The 15,405-nt window shown below is 66.9% G+C and carries 13 protein-coding genes; 4 read left to right on the forward strand and 9 right to left on the reverse strand.

Annotated elements, in window-relative coordinates; translation table 11 throughout:
- Nucleotides 1-59: 59 nt before the first annotated feature.
- Nucleotides 60-1,235: a galactonate dehydratase gene (gene dgoD / locus C443_RS10990; protein WP_005536338.1), complete on the reverse strand. Its 1,176-nt coding sequence runs from the start codon at nucleotides 1,233-1,235 to the stop codon at nucleotides 60-62.
- A 223-nt stretch (nucleotides 1,236-1,458) separates the two neighbouring features.
- Entirely contained in the window at nucleotides 1,459-2,343 is an 885-nt protein-coding gene (locus C443_RS10995; RefSeq protein WP_005536339.1) for a ketopantoate reductase family protein, read from the reverse strand.
- An 89-nt stretch (nucleotides 2,344-2,432) separates the two neighbouring features.
- On the opposite strand from C443_RS10995, the gene C443_RS11000 reads away from it, so the two are divergent.
- On the forward strand, nucleotides 2,433-2,990 hold the full coding sequence (locus tag C443_RS11000) for a hypothetical protein (protein WP_005536340.1): 558 nt from the start codon (nucleotides 2,433-2,435) through the stop codon (nucleotides 2,988-2,990).
- A gap of 48 nt (nucleotides 2,991-3,038) precedes the next feature.
- Here the strand turns inward: C443_RS11000 and C443_RS11005 are convergent, their stop codons facing one another.
- The 3 genes from C443_RS11005 to C443_RS11015 form a co-directional block, all read right to left on the reverse strand.
- Nucleotides 3,039-3,341, reverse strand: a complete 303-nt coding sequence (locus C443_RS11005; protein ID WP_004594080.1) for a DUF7130 family rubredoxin-like protein — start codon at nucleotides 3,339-3,341, stop codon at nucleotides 3,039-3,041.
- Nucleotides 3,342-3,446: 105 nt separating this feature from the next.
- A complete protein-coding gene (gene metX, locus C443_RS11010) occupies nucleotides 3,447-4,655 on the reverse strand; it encodes a homoserine O-acetyltransferase MetX (RefSeq protein ID WP_005536341.1) in 1,209 nt (402 codons plus the stop codon).
- Complete coding sequence (locus tag C443_RS11015) at nucleotides 4,652-5,938, reverse strand: O-acetylhomoserine aminocarboxypropyltransferase/cysteine synthase family protein (RefSeq protein WP_005536342.1); 1,287 nt, start codon at nucleotides 5,936-5,938, stop codon at nucleotides 4,652-4,654. The genes metX and C443_RS11015 overlap by 4 nt, the downstream gene beginning before the upstream one ends.
- Before the next feature lie 143 nt (nucleotides 5,939-6,081).
- Between C443_RS11015 and C443_RS11020 the strand changes: the two genes are divergently transcribed.
- On the forward strand, nucleotides 6,082-7,035 hold the full coding sequence (locus tag C443_RS11020; RefSeq protein ID WP_005536344.1) for an AAA family ATPase: 954 nt from the start codon (nucleotides 6,082-6,084) through the stop codon (nucleotides 7,033-7,035).
- 49 nt (nucleotides 7,036-7,084) lie between these two features.
- On the opposite strand, the gene C443_RS11025 is transcribed toward C443_RS11020, so the two are convergent.
- Genes C443_RS11025 through C443_RS11040 form a run of 4 tightly spaced genes read right to left on the reverse strand, consistent with a single transcriptional unit; the run spans nucleotide 7,085 to nucleotide 13,468 of the window.
- Nucleotides 7,085-8,698, reverse strand: a complete 1,614-nt coding sequence (locus C443_RS11025) for a DUF7519 family protein (RefSeq protein WP_005536346.1) — start codon at nucleotides 8,696-8,698, stop codon at nucleotides 7,085-7,087.
- 2 nt (nucleotides 8,699-8,700) lie between these two features.
- Nucleotides 8,701-10,089 (reverse strand): DUF58 domain-containing protein, encoded by a 1,389-nt coding sequence (locus C443_RS11030; RefSeq protein ID WP_005536347.1) that lies wholly within the window; start codon nucleotides 10,087-10,089, stop codon nucleotides 8,701-8,703.
- 2 nt (nucleotides 10,090-10,091) lie between these two features.
- On the reverse strand, nucleotides 10,092-10,691 hold the full coding sequence (locus tag C443_RS11035) for a DUF7269 family protein (protein WP_005536349.1): 600 nt from the start codon (nucleotides 10,689-10,691) through the stop codon (nucleotides 10,092-10,094).
- Nucleotides 10,691-13,468, reverse strand: a complete 2,778-nt coding sequence (locus tag C443_RS11040) for a transglutaminase TgpA family protein (protein WP_005536351.1) — start codon at nucleotides 13,466-13,468, stop codon at nucleotides 10,691-10,693. Before C443_RS11040 ends, C443_RS11035 begins: the two co-directional genes overlap by 1 nt.
- 303 nt (nucleotides 13,469-13,771) lie before the next feature.
- On the opposite strand from C443_RS11040, the gene C443_RS11045 reads away from it, so the two are divergent.
- Both C443_RS11045 and C443_RS11050 read left to right on the forward strand, forming a co-directional pair.
- The gene (locus C443_RS11045) at nucleotides 13,772-15,037 is read left to right on the forward strand and encodes a right-handed parallel beta-helix repeat-containing protein (RefSeq protein ID WP_005536352.1); all 1,266 of its coding nucleotides are present in this window, start codon (nucleotides 13,772-13,774) and stop codon (nucleotides 15,035-15,037) included.
- A gap of 56 nt (nucleotides 15,038-15,093) precedes the next feature.
- The gene (locus C443_RS11050) at nucleotides 15,094-15,369 is read left to right on the forward strand and encodes a hypothetical protein (RefSeq protein WP_005536353.1); all 276 of its coding nucleotides are present in this window, start codon (nucleotides 15,094-15,096) and stop codon (nucleotides 15,367-15,369) included.
- The last annotated feature ends 36 nt before the right edge of the window (nucleotides 15,370-15,405 follow it).

Consider the following 15,405-nt stretch of genomic DNA (forward strand, 5'->3'; position numbering starts at 1 on the left):
TCCTTTGGTGCGTGTTCGTGCTGTTACCCACGTAGTTCTGACAGGGAACTGCGACCGGACTACCACTCGGCGACGCTGCCGTCGTCGTGTCGCCAGACGGGGTTGTGCCAGTCGACCTCCTGCTGGGACTGCGCCCGGAGAAACGCCTCGTCAATCTCGATTCCGAGGCCGGGGTCGGTGGGCACGGTGACGAACCCGTCCTCGTAGTCGAACACGGACGGGTCGGCGAGGTAGTCCAGCACGTCGGTGGTCTCGTTGTAGTGGATGTCGATGCTCTGTTCCTGAATGAGCGCGTTGGGCGAGCAGGCGTCGACCTGAACACACGACGCCAAGGCGACCGGGCCGAGCGGGCAGTGAGGGGCCATCGCCACGTCGTAGGCCTCGGCCATCGACGCGATCTTGTACACCTCGGTGATGCCGCCGGCGTGGGAGAGGTCCGGCTGAATCACGTCGACGGCACCGTCCTCGAACACCTCCTTGTAGTCCCAGCGCGAGTACATCCGCTCGCCGGTCGCAATCGGGATATCGGTGTGGGCCGCCAGTGCCGGCAGCGCGTCGTTGTGTTCGGGCAACACCGGCTCCTCGATGAACATCGGCTCGTAGGGCTCCAGCGCGGACGCGAGCCGTTTGACCATCGGCTTCGTGACGCGACCGTGGAAGTCGACGCCGATGTCGACCTCGGGACCGACGGCCTCCCGGACTTCTCGCAGGCGTGTCGCGGCGGCCTCAACGGTGGCTGGGGTGTCGACGCGCTCGATTTCGGGCGTCGCGTTCATCTTCAGCGCCGTGAACCCAGCGTCGACCTGCGCCTGAGCGGCGCTGGCTACGTCGGAGGGTTCGTCGCCGCCGATCCACTGGTACACCCGAATCCGGTCCCGGGCCTGCCCACCGAGCAGCTGGTGGATCGGCGCGCCGAGTTGCTTGCCCTTGATGTCCCACAGCGCCTGGTCGATGCCGGCGATGGCGGACATCAGGACCGGGCCGCCGCGGTAGAAGCCACCGCGATACATCGCCTGCCAGTGGTCCTGAATGTTCTCGGGGTTTTCGCCGACGAGATAGCTGTCGAGCAGTTCCTCGACGGCTGCACGCACCGTATGCGCCCTGCCCTCGACAACGGGTTCGCCCCAGCCGACGGTGCCATCGGCTGTCTCCAGTCGAAGGAAGAGCCACCGGGGCGGCACCTCGAACAGTTCGTAGTCGACGATACGGTTCCCACCCGCGCCGTCGGCTGTCATGCCGGTGTCCTCCGCGCTGTGCCATGCAGATCAATCCTCTCAAGGACAATACGCGACGTTTCGAACCGTACTCTGTCGGTGTGTGGAGTCATGTGAGACACACATAGGAGACGTGTATATAGTCATTGTGTGATTCCAGAACGGCCGTCAGCGCCGGTATCTCGGTGTCGGTGAGCAGCGCAGACCGTCCGCTATCGCATCGGTAGCGGTCAGTTTCGGCTAGTTACTGCTCACGGTGGCGCTCCCACGTACTGACGAGCCCGGCAAGCGTCTCGTTGACCGGGGCCCGCTCGGTCGCAGTCTCGGCGACGTAGCCGTTGATGGCGTCGATTTCCGTCCGACGGCCGGCCGAGGTGTCCTGAAACATCGACGAGTGATTGGCGGCGGTGTCGTCGACGACACGCTCAACGAGCGACACCGCACGCTCGTCGGAAAGGTCGATGTCCTGTTCGCGGGCAACGGCGGCCGTCTCGCGGGCGGCCTCTGCGGCGATAGCGTCGGCCGGTGAGTCGGCCAGCGCACCGTTCGGCACGCGGGCGAGCGCTGTCACCGCGTTGATGCCAGCGTTGACCGCGAGTTTCTCCCAGAGGCGAGTCGGCATGTCCGCTGCGACAGTCGTCTCGATGCCAGCCATACGGAACGCCGCCCCGATGTCGTCGGCGACTGCCGACCGGCCGCCGTTGCGGTCCCCCAGCACGACTTCACCGCGGCCGGTGAACGCGACGGTGCCCGGCTCTCGAAGTCGCGCGCCGTAGGAACACGTCCCTGCCAGCACCGGACAGTCGAGTTCGGCAGCCAACTGCGATTCGTTGCCCATCCCGTTCTGGAGTGAGAGGCAGGCATTGAGCGTACAGTCGGCAAGGTCTGCTGCCGTTGCAGCGGTGTCGTATGCCTTGACTGTCACCAGCGCGAGGTCGGCACGCTGCGGAATCGTCGTCTGTGCGTTCGGGTGGACCCGAAACACCTCGGTCCCGACGACGGAAAGGCCACGCTCGGTAACGGCGCTCACGTGTGGCTCGCGGCCCACGAGCGTCACGTCGTGTTCGCGGGCGAGCAGGCCACCGACGAGACTGCCGAGGCTCCCGGCCCCGACGACGACGATATCCATACCGCCTCGCAGGGACGGCCGGGACAAAAACCTACCACTGGCGCGTCGGAATCAGCACGCACTTGGCCGCGAGTGGCGAACGAGTGGGCATGGGCGACTCCGACGACGCCGAGGCAGTAGTTCGGGCCATCGACGAGATCGGTATCGACCGACTGACCGAGACGATCGTCACGGCGTGGGAGGGCATCGGTGGCGACGGCGAACCGGGGCCGACCTGGCCGGAAGACGAAACCAGGCGTCGGTTCGAACTGGCCGACCCGGACGAAGCGGTCGGGCTGGACGTGCTCGCCGCGGTGCTAGACGCGTCACCGCGGTCCCCCGAAAAGGCGTTTGTCCACCTCGGTGTCGGACGGCGAGACACCCCCCAGCACGAACGGTTCGCTGTCGAGACACTCGCAGGCCATACCGGTGTTTCAGCGACCGACACACATACGACCGGGACGGTGCCGATGACGGCAGAAACGTTCGACGCGCTGGCGCGAGTCTACGGGGGGACGTTGGTGTACGTCGTCATCGGTGACGAAGACGGACAGGCGATTGTCGAACTCGACTGGACGACCCTCCGGTTCTCGCTCCCGCCGTCGGCCGCCGAGACTGTGCAGGAGACAGTCGGACCGGCCGTTGCCGAGCGATTCGAGCAGGCGTAATCACTGCCACGTATAGGATCGGTGGGTCCAGACAGCCACCGACCCGCCTCAATCCTCCTGCCAGTAGTAGATGTCCTCTTTTGGCGCGTTGCAGGACGGGCATTCGTCGGGGATGTCCTCTATCTGTCCCATCTCGCCACATTCCCAGCAGCGCCACATCAGTTCGGCCTCGCCCGCGGCCCCGGCGCTGAGGTGCTCGCTCGACATCGCTTCGATGCCGTCCTCGACCGTGACGTAGAACCCGTGTTCGTCGAACCCGCGGATGGTCCCGAGTTCGTTGCCGTCCTCGTCGTACACCGTCTGTCCGAACGAATACTCCTCGCTTTCGATGTTTGTTGTCATGTCAGCCATACATAGAGCTAGTCGGCCCGAGATGTNCCTCGCGCCATCAGAGATGTGTATAAGAGACAGGGGGAAGAGTGAACCTCCCAGTTGGCCGCTGCTACGCCCGCTCTACTACCGTGAGAACAGACTGTTGTGGACCGGGGCGAAGTCGCTCTCCTGACTGTCCTCGACAACGGAGTCGGTGACGGCGTTGCCGTCGACGCCGGCCTCTAAGAAGTCCGCCAGCGGCGGCCCGACGTTGTCCGGTTCGACGAGGAACGCGTCGTGGCCGTGGTCGGAGTCGATGACGTGGTGGGCGACGTTCGCGTCGGCGTCCCGGAGCGAGTCGGCCAGTGCCTCCGCCTGCTGGGTGGTGAAGTGCCAGTCGGCGGTAAAGGACATCACCAGCGCATCGCCGTCGAAGGCCGCCAGCGCGTCCGCGTCGGACTCGAACCCGGCGGCGAGGTCGTAGTTGTCCATCGCGCGCGTCAGGTAGAGGTAGCTGTTGGCGTCGAAGCGCTCGGTGAACTTCTCGGCGTTGTAATCGAGATACGATTCCACGTCGCGGTACGGGAAGAACGCGCCCGCGGCGTCGGTGGGGAACGTGCGGACGGCGTCCCGGCCGGCGGCGCGGCGGCCGAAGCGGTGCTCCATCGATGCCTTCGAGAGGTACATCACGTGGCCCAGTTGGCGCGCCAGTGCCAAGCCGTCACTCGGCGGGTCCTGGTCCTCGCCATAGTAGTGGCCCTGGTTCCAGTTCGGGTCAGTCGTGATGGCCCGGCGGGCGATGGCATCGAGCGAGAGACACTGCGTGTCCAGTCGCGCGGCCGCGGCAATGGGGACGATGCGGTCGACGTGGTCCGGGTGGCGCTTGGCCCACTCCAGAACATTCATCCCGCCGACGCTGCCGCCGACGACGGCGTGGAGGTGGGGAATCCCGAGTTCGTCCAGCAGGGCGCGCTGGGCTTCGGTCCAGTCTGTCACGGTGACCGGCGGGAAATCGGTGCCGTATGGTTCGCCCGTCTCCGGGTTCTCGCTTTTCGGGCCTGTCGACCCGTAGCAGGAACCCGGGATGTTCGCACAGACGACGTAGTACTCCGTGGTGTCGATAGCTTTGCCCGGCCCGACGATGTCGTCCCACCAAGCGCGGGCCTGATCGGCGCTGTCGACCCGGTCGCGGCCGGCGACGTGGGCGCTGCCGGTCAGGGCGTGACAGACCAGCACCGCGTTGTCGCCGTCGAACTCCCCATAGGCTTCGTAGGTAATCTCCAGATCCGGAATCGTCTCCCCGCAGTCAAACTCGAACTCGCCGAGCGAGATAGTGTTATGTTCGACGTTCATGTGACTCGTTCGATGGCCTCGTCGATATCTGCGATGATGTCCTCCGGGTCCTCGATGCCGACGCTGAACCGGAGGAGGTCCGGCGTGACGCCGCTGGCACGCTGTTCCGCCTCGCTGAGCTGGGCGTGGGTGGTCGAGGCCGGGTGGATGACCAGCGTCTTGGCGTCGCCGATGTTCGCGAGGAACTGGGCGAGGTCCGTCTCCTCGCAGAACCGTCGGCCGGCGTCGTAGCCGGCTTCCAGTCCGAACGTAACGATGCCACCGAACCCACCGGAGAGGTACTGCTGTGCCAGGTCGTGGGTCTCGTGGCTCTCCAGTCCGGGATAGGTGACCCAGGCGACCTCGGGGTGGTCGTCGAGGTGCTGGGCGACAGCCATCGCATTCTCGCAGTGGCGGTCCATCCGCAAAGAGAGCGTCTCAGCCCCCTGAAGCGTCGCCCAGGCGTCGAACGGCTTCTGACCGTCGCCGAGCGAGCGGAGCGCGCGCTGTCGGGCGGCGACCGAGAAGGCGCGGTCGCCGAAGGCCTCGGAGAAGTTCTTTCCGAAGGCGTCGTTTTCCCCGCCCAGTTCCGGGAACTTCTCGGGGTACTCGTCCCAGGGGAACGAGCCGCCGTCGACGAGGACGCCGCCGACGGTCGTCCCGGAGCCGTGGATCCACTTCGTCGTCGACTCCCAGAGGAGGTCCACGCCGTGGTCCAGTGGGTTACAGAGCGCCGGCGTTCCGAACGTATTGTCGACGAAGACGGGCACGCCGTGGTCGTGGGCCACCTCGGCGATCTCCTCCATCGGTGGGACGACGAGCGACGGGTTCCCGATGGTCTCGAAGTGGACGTAGGCCGTGTTCTCGTCGATGGCCTCGGCGTAGGCGTCCGGGTCGAGCGTGTCGACGAACCGCGTCTCGATGCCCCGCCGACTGGCGGTACTGGAGTAATAGGAGTGGGTGCCGCCATAGATGGAGGAAGCCGTCACGATGTTGTCGCCGTTGGCCGCGAGGACGAACGTCCCAGCGTCGAGCGCGGCCATCCCCGACCCCGTCGCGACGGCGTCGACGGCGTTTTCGAGCGACGCGATGCGGGTTTCGAGCATCCGAACGGTAGGGTTGTCGAACCGCGAGTAGACGTTGCCGTCGTCCTCTAGCGCATACCGGTCGGCCGCAGTGTCGGCGTCCTCAAAGACGTACGACGAGGTCTGATAGATGGGCGGAGCGCGTGCCCCTGTGGCCGGGTCCGGCTCCTCCTGGCCGGCGTGGACACAGCGCGTCCCGAATCCGTAGTCGTCGGTCATGTGCAGTATGCATATATCTCTAGCTATCTATAACTCAGAGTTACGGCAATTCTCTCTTATTGTGATAGGATACCACGGTATCGGTTCGCCAACCGGCGAAACCGAGGGAGAGGGTATATGTCGGTGGCTATCTACACGCCGGTATGGACCACGACACTGCCGGACGAACCAGCCGACAGATTCTCGACGCCGTCGGCAGTGCCGTCATCGCTGACGACCACTTCCTCGAAACCGTCATGACCGGGATTCTCGCCCGGGGGCACGTCCTGCTCGAAGACGTGCCGGGCACGGGGAAGACGCTCACTGCCCAGTCGTTCGCGACGGCGCTTGACCTCTCGTTCAAGCGGGTGCAGTTCACGCCGGACCTGCTCCCGTCCGACATTACCGGCTCGAACGTATTCAACGAGGCCACCGGCGAGTTCGATTTCCAGCCCGGCCCCGTCTTCGCCAACGTCGTGCTGGCCGACGAAATCAACCGTGCGCCGCCCAAGACACAGGCCGCGTTGCTCGAAGCGATGGGTGAGAAGCAGGTGACCGTCGACGGCGTGACCCACGACCTGCCCGAGCCGTTCTTCGTCATCGCCACGCAGAACCCCGTCGAGCAGGAGGGGACCTTCGGCCTGCCGGAGGCCCAGCGGGACCGGTTCATCGTCAAAACCACGATGGGCTATCCCGACTTCGGCGGCGAACGCGAACTCATCGACCGGCGGGCCGACCGCACAGCACAGGCCCCGAGCGTCACCAGCGTCATCGACGGCGAGCGGCTGCCGGCGCTCCAACGAGCCGTCGAGTCGGTCACCGTCGACGGCACGCTGCGGGACTACGTCGTCGAACTCGGCCGCGCCACCCGCGAGGACGACCGCGTGGACGTCGGCGTCTCCCCGCGTGGTATTCAGCGGCTGTTCGAGGCGACTCGCGCCGCCGCGGTCCTCGACGGCCGCGACTACGCCGTCCCGGACGACGTGAAAAGCGTCGTCGAGGAGGCATTCGCCCACCGGCTCGTCCTGACCGCCGACGCAGGCGTCCGCGGCGTCGACCCGGTGACCGTCGTCGACGACGTGCTGGACCGCGTCGAAGTGCCGGCGGTCAGTCCCTAACTGTTCAGGTTCGCTCGGCGTCACGGCGGCACGGGCGTTTCAGCGGTAACTACCGTATCGCGGCCACCAGCGCCAACACGGCGACGAGACAGACCGCGAGGCCGGCCACGGCGACCGATGGCTCGACGGCAATCGAACCACGGGCGACGCCGGAGAGGCCCAGCGTCGCCACCGCACCGACGCCGCCGACCGCGACGGTTCCACCGGTGTGGACGATCTCGGTGCGGCGCGTCGTGGCCCCGGTGCCGACCTCGTGTCCCAGCGTCGTCCCGAAGGACCCGGCGTCCCAGACGACGACTGCACCGACTAGGCCAGCGAGCACCAGCCACGTCGGCGTCGAAAGCGTCGCAGCAAAGGCGCTTGCTCCGAACAGGCCGGCCGCGGCGAGCGTGACGCCAGCCGTCCGCGCACGCAGATAATTCGTCGCCAGCGCCACCCACAGCTGTCCAACTGCACCGACGACCGAAAACAGCGCCACGACGGCCAGCGCCAGCGTGACGGTCTCCGCGCCGTACACGTCCAGTACCGGAACGAGGAACTGCTCGACGGCCGCCGTGGCCGGCGTCGCCCGGAGCGCCGTTTCGATGCCATCGACTGCCGGTCCCGCGACCGCCACCGCGCCGAGCGTGATGACGCCACCGCCGACGTACGGTGCGAGGACGGTCCCGACACGGTCGGCCGAGCTCTGGACCGTCCGCCGGAGGAACCAGACAGCCACCGAGACGACCGTCCCGCTGAGGAACAGCCACCAGAGGAGGCCGCGGAGGCCCGGCGCGGCCGTGACTGCGGCGATAAGCTCGTACAGCCCGGCAGGGAGTAGGTCGCCGATGGATTCCTGCCCGAGACCCAGTTCGAACAGGCCGGCGACCGGTGCGACCAGCAGGGCGAGCCGGCCCGTCCACCGGAGCGTTCGATCGACGGCAGCGACGGCTGTCTCAACGTCGGGCGCGTCGCTCGTTTCCGGGACGAGTTCGGAAAACGGCAGGGCGTCGAGCCCCCGGGCCAGTGCCGCGGCGGCGAGGGTGAGCAATAGGCTGAAGATAGCGATGTGCGTTCGTCCGGGGATCGGGTCGAAAATCGGGTCCAGCACCCGAGTGAGCAGTTTGCCAGTCAGTTGCTGAATGCCTGGCGTCTCAGCGTTGGACTGCAAGAAGTCGACGGCACCCTGCGTGAACAATACGAGACCAACGGTGAACGGAACAGCGGTCGTCCGCACGACGACGCCACCGTAGACTTCCACCCGCTCGGTGTCGACGACGCCGCGGGTGGCCGCGGTTGCGCCGAAGACGGCGGTCAGACAGCCGAGGACGACGACCACTTGCGACAGCAGTGTGACGACCGCCGGTCGGACGCCAGCTTGGGAAGTGACGGGGAACAGTTCGGCACCGAGCGAGACGACCGTCCCGCCAGTGGCGACGGACAGCCCGACGGCGACCGGCAGCGTGAGAACGCTGGCCAGAACGGTCCCGACCGCCTGCCAGCGGTCCCAGCCGCTCAACCACAGCGACAGCGCCAGCAGTACGCCGGTCGCCACGCCGACGAGCGCGGCCCGATCGGCGGAAACGGTTCCCAGCAATCCCGCGACCAGCAGTGCCGTCACGCCGACGACGGTGGCGAGGCTGGTCCAGGGCATCCGGGTCGGAGGCGAGATTGTGTCGTCCATTGTTACACGCTGAACAGGTCCGCAAGCGAGGCACGGAGCGCCACGTCGATCGGGCTGTCGAGGTCCCAGTCGATGACGGTCGCACCGGACAGTTCGGCCCGCTGGAGGCGGGCGGTGCGTTCGGTACCTGCGACAGCCGCGCCGAGCGAGTCCCCGCGGGCCAGCGATGGGCTGACGAGCGTCGTCGGGTACTCACGGACCGCGAGCGACGACACCAGCGAGACGGCCCAGTCGTCGGCGGCCGGCGAGAACACGACCACCTGCGCGGTCGGCGGGAGCCGAGCGAGCACGGCGAGCAGGTCCGGGTCCTCGATAGTGCCGCCGTCGGCCGTCGTCGCCCCCGTAGCTTCGCCCCGGGGCTGCTGTGGAGACTCGTCCTCGGCCACGGCAGCGTCACCGGCCGTATCGGTGTCCGACTGCCGGGCCGCGGCGCGGCCGACGCTGTCGAATATCTGTCTCGCGTGGGCGGCCGCGTGGCCACCCGAGGCGTCGACCCACGCCAAGCCGTCTGGACCGAGCCCACCGGGGACATCCGCTTCGGCCAATCCGACGGCACAGACGCTTGCGACGACGCTGGTCCGGGAGAGCGCGTCGAACAGACGCTCGGCGGCATAGGCCGACAGTTCGGCTCCAGTCGGGAACCCCGGCTCCGGCGTCACGCGGGCCGGCGGCCGAGCATCAACGACCAGCACCGTCCTGACGGCCTGTTCCTCCCGGTAGTCGATGGTGGTCAGCTCGTCAGTTTTGGCGTAGCGCCGCCAGTCGATGCGGTTGACCGGATCGCCGGGCTGGTAGCTCCGCGTTGAGTGGAACTCAAGCCCGCTTCCGCCGGTGTCGGTGGGAAGTGTGCCCGCCCGCGGGAGTGTCGCGTCGGCCATCGGGACTTCAGAGACGGTGTTCGAGCATGTCAGCGTCCCGTCACCGGCCACGGGCAGGTCGACAGTCACTTCGTCGCTGGCCGACAGCGTCCGTACCCGCACCGCGGCGGCGTCGAACGTGTAGGTTCCGCGCTTTGCCATCACCGCGTAGGACAGCGTCGCGCTCTCGTCGGGCCGCAGCGAGGTGCAGAGCCGCGGTGACCCCTCGACGACGGCCAGTTCCTCGGGCACGCCGTCGATGACCCGCACGTCCGTCAGCGAGTTGCTGCCGGTGTTCGTGAGGGTGAGTTCGACCGCGACCGGCTCGCCCGGCGTCGGCTGTGCGTCAGAGACAGACCGTACCGCTTGCAGGTCGGTTCCCGCCGGCACCCGCGAGAGCGCGCCGTAGGCGACGTAGATGAGCGGGATTGCGGTCGCCGCAAGCAACAGCGGCTCGGCGGTCAAAAGCGAGACGCTAACGAGAAACAGCGCGGCCGCGAGGCCGCCGCTCCAGCGCCGCACACGGCGGTGCATCGTCAGCGCTCACCTCCAGACACCTGCTCGATAGCATCGACCGTCCGGCGGATGCGGCGGCGGCGCTCGCTCTCCGGGTCAAGCCACAGGCGAAGCCGGGCCAGCAGCGACTGTGGTTCGTCCGGGGCGAGCAGCGCCGCCGCGACGGCGTCGTCGGTCCACGTCCCCGTACGGACTGCCTGGTGGGCGGACGCCTGCGAGACACCGGCTCCGATAGCATAGGCCGTCGTCGCTGCCGCGGTGAGGCGCTCGGTAACCGTGTCCATCGCCGCGTCGTCGCCACCGACGGCGTCGTCGATGGCCGCGTCGATGTCGGCGGCGAACAGTCGGCTCTCCGTCGCTGTCACGTCTTCCGGTGGGCTGTCGACGGCCACGTCGAAGGCAGTCGGTGAGCCACCGCCGAGGAGTCCACCGAGCCAGCCGGCAAAGACCGCACAGAGTCCGACTGTCAGACTGCCAGCGAGGAGGATGGTTGTCGGGGCAACACTCCCGAATACGGCGACCAGCGACTCGCCGGCGATCGTCGGCGCGAAAACAAGCGAGGCCGCGACGGTGGTCGCCAGCAGCCCCACAGTTCCGAAAACGACCGTTCGCAGGCGCATCAGGCCCGCCCCTCCGTCGCGTCGTCAGTGTCGTCGGTTGCGCTGGACTGTTGCCCGGCGGCCGTCTCGATGTGCCGGATGGCGTCTTCGACAGCCGCGACGTGTTCCTGTGGGTCCCGCTGGCCGTACTCGACCGCCCGAAACGCGTCCCGGACCGTCCGAACCGCGGCCGGCGGGAGACCGTCGCGTTCGATGGCGTGAGTCGCGATCTCTCCGGGCGTCCGCGTCCAGTACCGCCGAAGGGAAACGTGGGTCAGGAAGCGCGTCCATGCCTCGCGGATGGTGACGCGAGCCGCGGGCGTTCCGTCCTCTCCGTTTGATTCAGTCGTGGAGACAGATGCCACCGCATCGCTGGCTGCGTCTTCGGCCGCTGCAAAGCGTTCAGTGAGCCACGCTCGCAACGCGTCGAGCAACGCCGCCGGCGACCGGTGGCCGGCAAGCAGGTCACGGAGCGCCGCGGCAGTGAGTTCGAGTCGCGTTCGCAAACGGCCCAGCAGGTCGTCGGCCACCACCGCAACGCCGACGAGTGCCCCGACAGCGAGTTCGCGTGCGGCCCGCACCCATCCCCATATCGTTCCCGGCGCGACGTTCCGCCGACGAGCGCCGACAACCGCCCCGGCGATGAGGATGCCGAGAGCAACCACGACGCCCGCGGCGTTGACGAACAGACCATTGACGGTCGTCGTGGCCGTCTGTCCGTACTTCGAAACGGAAATTTCGGCACTCGCTGCGAGCGGCATCCCGACCGTCGCCTGACCGGCCGCGCCGGTCCGTGCCGTCGGCTCGCCGCCGAGTGTAACTGTGGCGTTCGTGACCGGGTCCCCGCCCATCGTCGCGTTCACCGTCTGGCCAGCGACGGGGAAGGCCAGTGGGAGCGACGGCGACGTTGCTACGGAGAGCCGTTCGAGTACGACAGTCGTGTTGCCGCTGACGGCGTCGCGCTCGACGGCAACCGAGACGTTGCCAGGCTCGGTCGGAAGCGTGACCGCTGCCCGCCCGTGCCGGTCCGTCGTCGCCACCTGCTCGCCATCGAGCAAGACATCGCCGTCCCGAATTGGGACGCCGTCGACAGTCGCGGTGACAGTCACCTCGCCGCCGGTGACCTGCTCGCCGGTGATACTCACCGACGCGGTCGTGTTCAGTTCGTAGCTCGCGTTCGTCGACTGCTGGGCCTGCGGGCCGGTCACAGCGAAGGCGCGAGTGCTGTCATGCGGGACCGACGGAGCGATGAGTGAGTCCGCGTCGCCGACTGCATCGATGGTAATCGTCAGTTCGTCTTCGTAGGGCACCGTCCCGGAAACGGTGCCAGCCGGGCCCGTCGTTCCGACCGGCTCACCGTTGAACGAGACCGTCACGCCCTCCACCGGTGCGCCGTCGCGGGTCACTGTCGCGGCCACCGCCGCGCCCGGCGTCGCCGTCCGGTTGAGTTCGATGACGAACTCGCCGGACTGGGAGACTGTCTGTCCGTCGCCCGAGTCGCCGGTGCCGTCGCTCTCACCAGTCCCGTCAGTACCCGTCTCAGTGCCCTCGGTTCCGTCGCTCTCTGACTGCGCTCCGGCCTCGGCAGTCGGGACTTCGGTCTGTGGTTCGTCCGTCGGCGTCCCGACGGCGAACTCCTCGTCGGGGCTTCCGGACTCCGCGGCGCTGTAGTCTTGACTGCTGTTTTGCATCGCCTGCTGTTCGGACGCAAGGCGCTCCTGTCCCGGCGTTGGGTCGAACTTCACCCAGCCGACGCCCTCGAAGTACACCTCGACCCACGCGTGGGCGTTCATGCCGCGAACAGTGTACTGGTTCTGGCCGGTCCGCTCGCCGGTCGAGTAGCCGACGACGTAGCGCGCCGGGATGTCCTGACTCCGAAGCATCACTACCATCGACGTGGCGAAGTACTCGCAGTACCCCTCGTCCATCTGGAAGATGAACTCCGAGGCCACGTCGTCCTCTGGCGGCTGGCTGACGTTCAGCGAGTAGTCCTTGTTCGCCTCCAGCCACTGCTCGATGGTCGTCGCCGTCTCGTAGGGCGAGTCGCTGTCCTCGGTTAGCCGGTCGGTGAACGGCCCCACCTGTGCCGAGGTCGACGCCGGGACGCCCGTGTAGCGTGATTCCACGGCGTCGGGGTAGTCCCGGCCACTCGTCCGCAGCACTTCCGGGTCATCGGGCGGCGTCACGCTGGTCGCGCTGTAGGTCGTTCCGGCAGGGAGCGGTCGCTCGGACGTGACCGCGCCGTACTCGGTGACCATCACGTCGTCGCGCGAGACGGACTTCGGCCGCCAGACGGTCGGTAGCGACGTGGCGGACTTTGCCAGTCGCACCTCGTAGTCGACCGTTGAGTCAGCCATTCCGTCGACCGCCATCGGTCCCTGATAGGCCTGCGGGTCCGCCCGTCCGTCCCACCCCGTCCCGGTGTAGGTTTCGTACGCGCCGGTCCGCCAGTACGCCGGTTCCGAACTCGTGACGGTGAAATGCGGGTCTGTATCCTGTGACTGGTAGGGACTGTCGCCGCTACCGATCGAGCCGCCGACGCTGGTCTGGCTCCCCGGGTTCAACGCGCCGAGTTGGCCACCGCTGCCGCCAGTTGCGGTCCCGCCAGCCTCCCCGAACGGGTTCTCCTGGGGGAGCGGAATAAGAGATTCTAGCGGGCTCTGTGTCCCACCGGGTGCCAGAATCGGGAGTGTTGCCGTCGCCAGCACCACAGCGACGACACACACGGCAGTGAGGAGGACACGGAGGTAGTCCCGGTCTGCCGACACGTCGTCTAACGGCGAGTCGTCGGAGCCCACGTCGGATTACCGTATCGTCCCGGCGCTGTCGGCATAAATCTGCTGTCAGCGGCGGGGATGGTGAGACCTGGCGTCTCGTTCTATCGTCTGAAGCGCCACGTCGACAGCAAATAGACAGCCAGAGATTCACTAATCGGCGTTAGCTAGGCCTGACAGTTCAGGTATTGGCGAATACGTATGTTTCAGACCGCTATTATAAGCGGTTATTGCGAGCGACCGGGCAGCCGTGCATGCATGACTATTGACAGAAACGGTGCCGGTACTAGGTCACGACAGTCGGGCTGGCAGGCGTCACGTCGGTCCATGCTGTCGAGTATCGGTGCTGCAGCAGGTATCGGACTATTCAGCGGCGCCGGGAAGGCACAGACGGGGGCTGGACTGTCAGGGGCGGGAGCGCTGTACCTCGTCACGACGGGAGCGGGCCAGCCAAACGGGAACGGCAGCGGAAACGGGACGGAGTATGTTGTACTTGCTCCCGGCGGCAACGTCGCGTTCTCGACCGGCGGTACTGCCGATGCGGCATTCCAGTACGCCTTCGACAACGTACCGGACAGCGGCGGGACCGTTGTCGCTAGTGCCGACACCTTCCGCTTTGGCGGCCCGGCGACGATGGGCGACAACACCGCATTGACCGGACAGCAGGGGACCCGTTTCGTCGTCTCGCAGACGGGGACGGCTGAAGATCCCGCGCCGTCTGAATCACAGTCGAACCCGCTGCCCGCCGGCCACGACCTCATCCGCGTGCGCGGTGACGCTACTTCGATCACCAATATCGAGTTCGACGCCGACGGGACGCAACTGAACAACCAAGCTATTCAGGCAGATCAGTGTGAGGGCGTCTACATCGCCCGCAATCGCACGGTAAACGGCTTCCAGATGGCGCTGTCGTTCACGCGGTGTACCGGCGTGACGGTCGAGCACAACGAGGTCGTCAACCCGAACTGGTACGGTATCACCAGCCGGGCCGCACCGACCGGCAGCGACCGGGACCTCCGGCAGTCCAGCGACGTTGTCATCGCCGGAAACCGCGTCGTCGGCGTGAAGTTTAACAACATCGCCCCGTACAACGTCTCGAACTTCGCCGTCGTCGGCAACATCGCCGTCGACGGCGGCCACAGCCTCATCGCCTGCTCGCCGGCCCAGCGCGGAACCATTGTCGGAAACGTCTGTCGGGACCTGATCGAGTTCGCACCCGATCCCGGCGGCGAGGCCGGCATCGAAATCGAGTACAAGGAGACCCACCTCCGGGACGAGGTAGCCGGGACCCCCACAGCCCGGTCGTCCGATATTACCATCTCGGGCAATCAGGTCGACAACTGTCCGGTCGGGATACTCGCGCGAACAGTCCCAGCAGATGCAGACAACACCGACGCACGGACAGAAGAGCGACCGTACAGTTTCACCATCACGGGCAACACGGTCAGCGACGCCTCGGCGGCCGGTATCCGACTCCGGTCGGGCGACGCGGGCGTGGTCGCGACGAATACGGTCCGGAACGCCGGGACTGTGATCGACATCGACGAGGAGTTCACCGCGGGCATCGAGCAAGGGCTGAACGTGACCCGGTAACGGCGGTTCGAGAGGGGTTGTAAGATATAAACCGCCGGCATGCAAACGACAGAGCAATGACCGACGACGAGGAGACGGTCCAGTGCTGGCTGGTCGAACGCTCCAGTTACGGCGACGAACGGATGGTGACGCTCATCTACGCGCCCCCGGAGGGCGACCGTCACCTGACTAAGCAGCTCTCGCCGAACCTGCTCAGGCGCAAGCGGATTACAGCGGCCATCGATGTCGAACCCGAACGGCTCGAACCCGTAAACGACGAAGAGACACAGGAGCGCTACGCCACAGAGGCCCAGCGGATGGCCGAGCGCCACGACCCCGACGCCGAAGTATAAGCGAGCGTTTCGGCAGCTAGGACCCGTCTATTGAGT

The sequence above is a fragment of the Haloarcula argentinensis DSM 12282 genome (assembly GCA_000336895.1).
GTDB classification, from domain to species: Archaea; Halobacteriota; Halobacteria; order Halobacteriales; family Haloarculaceae; genus Haloarcula; species Haloarcula argentinensis.

Coding starts and splice junctions, on each gene's coding strand:
- C443_RS11015 (WP_005536342.1), bottom strand. CDS start 5,938: ATGACCGACGACTACGGATTCGGGACGCGCTGTGTCCACGCCGGCCAG.
- dgoD (WP_005536338.1), bottom strand. CDS start 1,235: ATGACAGCCGACGGCGCGGGTGGGAACCGTATCGTCGACTACGAACTG.
- C443_RS11030 (WP_005536347.1), bottom strand. CDS start 10,089: ATGCACCGCCGTGTGCGGCGCTGGAGCGGCGGCCTCGCGGCCGCGCTG.
- C443_RS11020 (WP_005536344.1), top strand. CDS start 6,082: ATGGACCACGACACTGCCGGACGAACCAGCCGACAGATTCTCGACGCC.
- C443_RS11050 (WP_005536353.1), top strand. CDS start 15,094: ATGACCGACGACGAGGAGACGGTCCAGTGCTGGCTGGTCGAACGCTCC.
- metX (WP_005536341.1), bottom strand. CDS start 4,655: ATGAACGTCGAACATAACACTATCTCGCTCGGCGAGTTCGAGTTTGAC.
- C443_RS11035 (WP_005536349.1), bottom strand. CDS start 10,691: ATGCGCCTGCGAACGGTCGTTTTCGGAACTGTGGGGCTGCTGGCGACC.
- C443_RS11005 (WP_004594080.1), bottom strand. CDS start 3,341: ATGGCTGACATGACAACAAACATCGAAAGCGAGGAGTATTCGTTCGGA.
- C443_RS10995 (WP_005536339.1), bottom strand. CDS start 2,343: ATGGATATCGTCGTCGTCGGGGCCGGGAGCCTCGGCAGTCTCGTCGGT.
- C443_RS11000 (WP_005536340.1), top strand. CDS start 2,433: ATGGGCGACTCCGACGACGCCGAGGCAGTAGTTCGGGCCATCGACGAG.
- C443_RS11025 (WP_005536346.1), bottom strand. CDS start 8,698: ATGGACGACACAATCTCGCCTCCGACCCGGATGCCCTGGACCAGCCTC.
- C443_RS11045 (WP_005536352.1), top strand. CDS start 13,772: ATGCTGTCGAGTATCGGTGCTGCAGCAGGTATCGGACTATTCAGCGGC.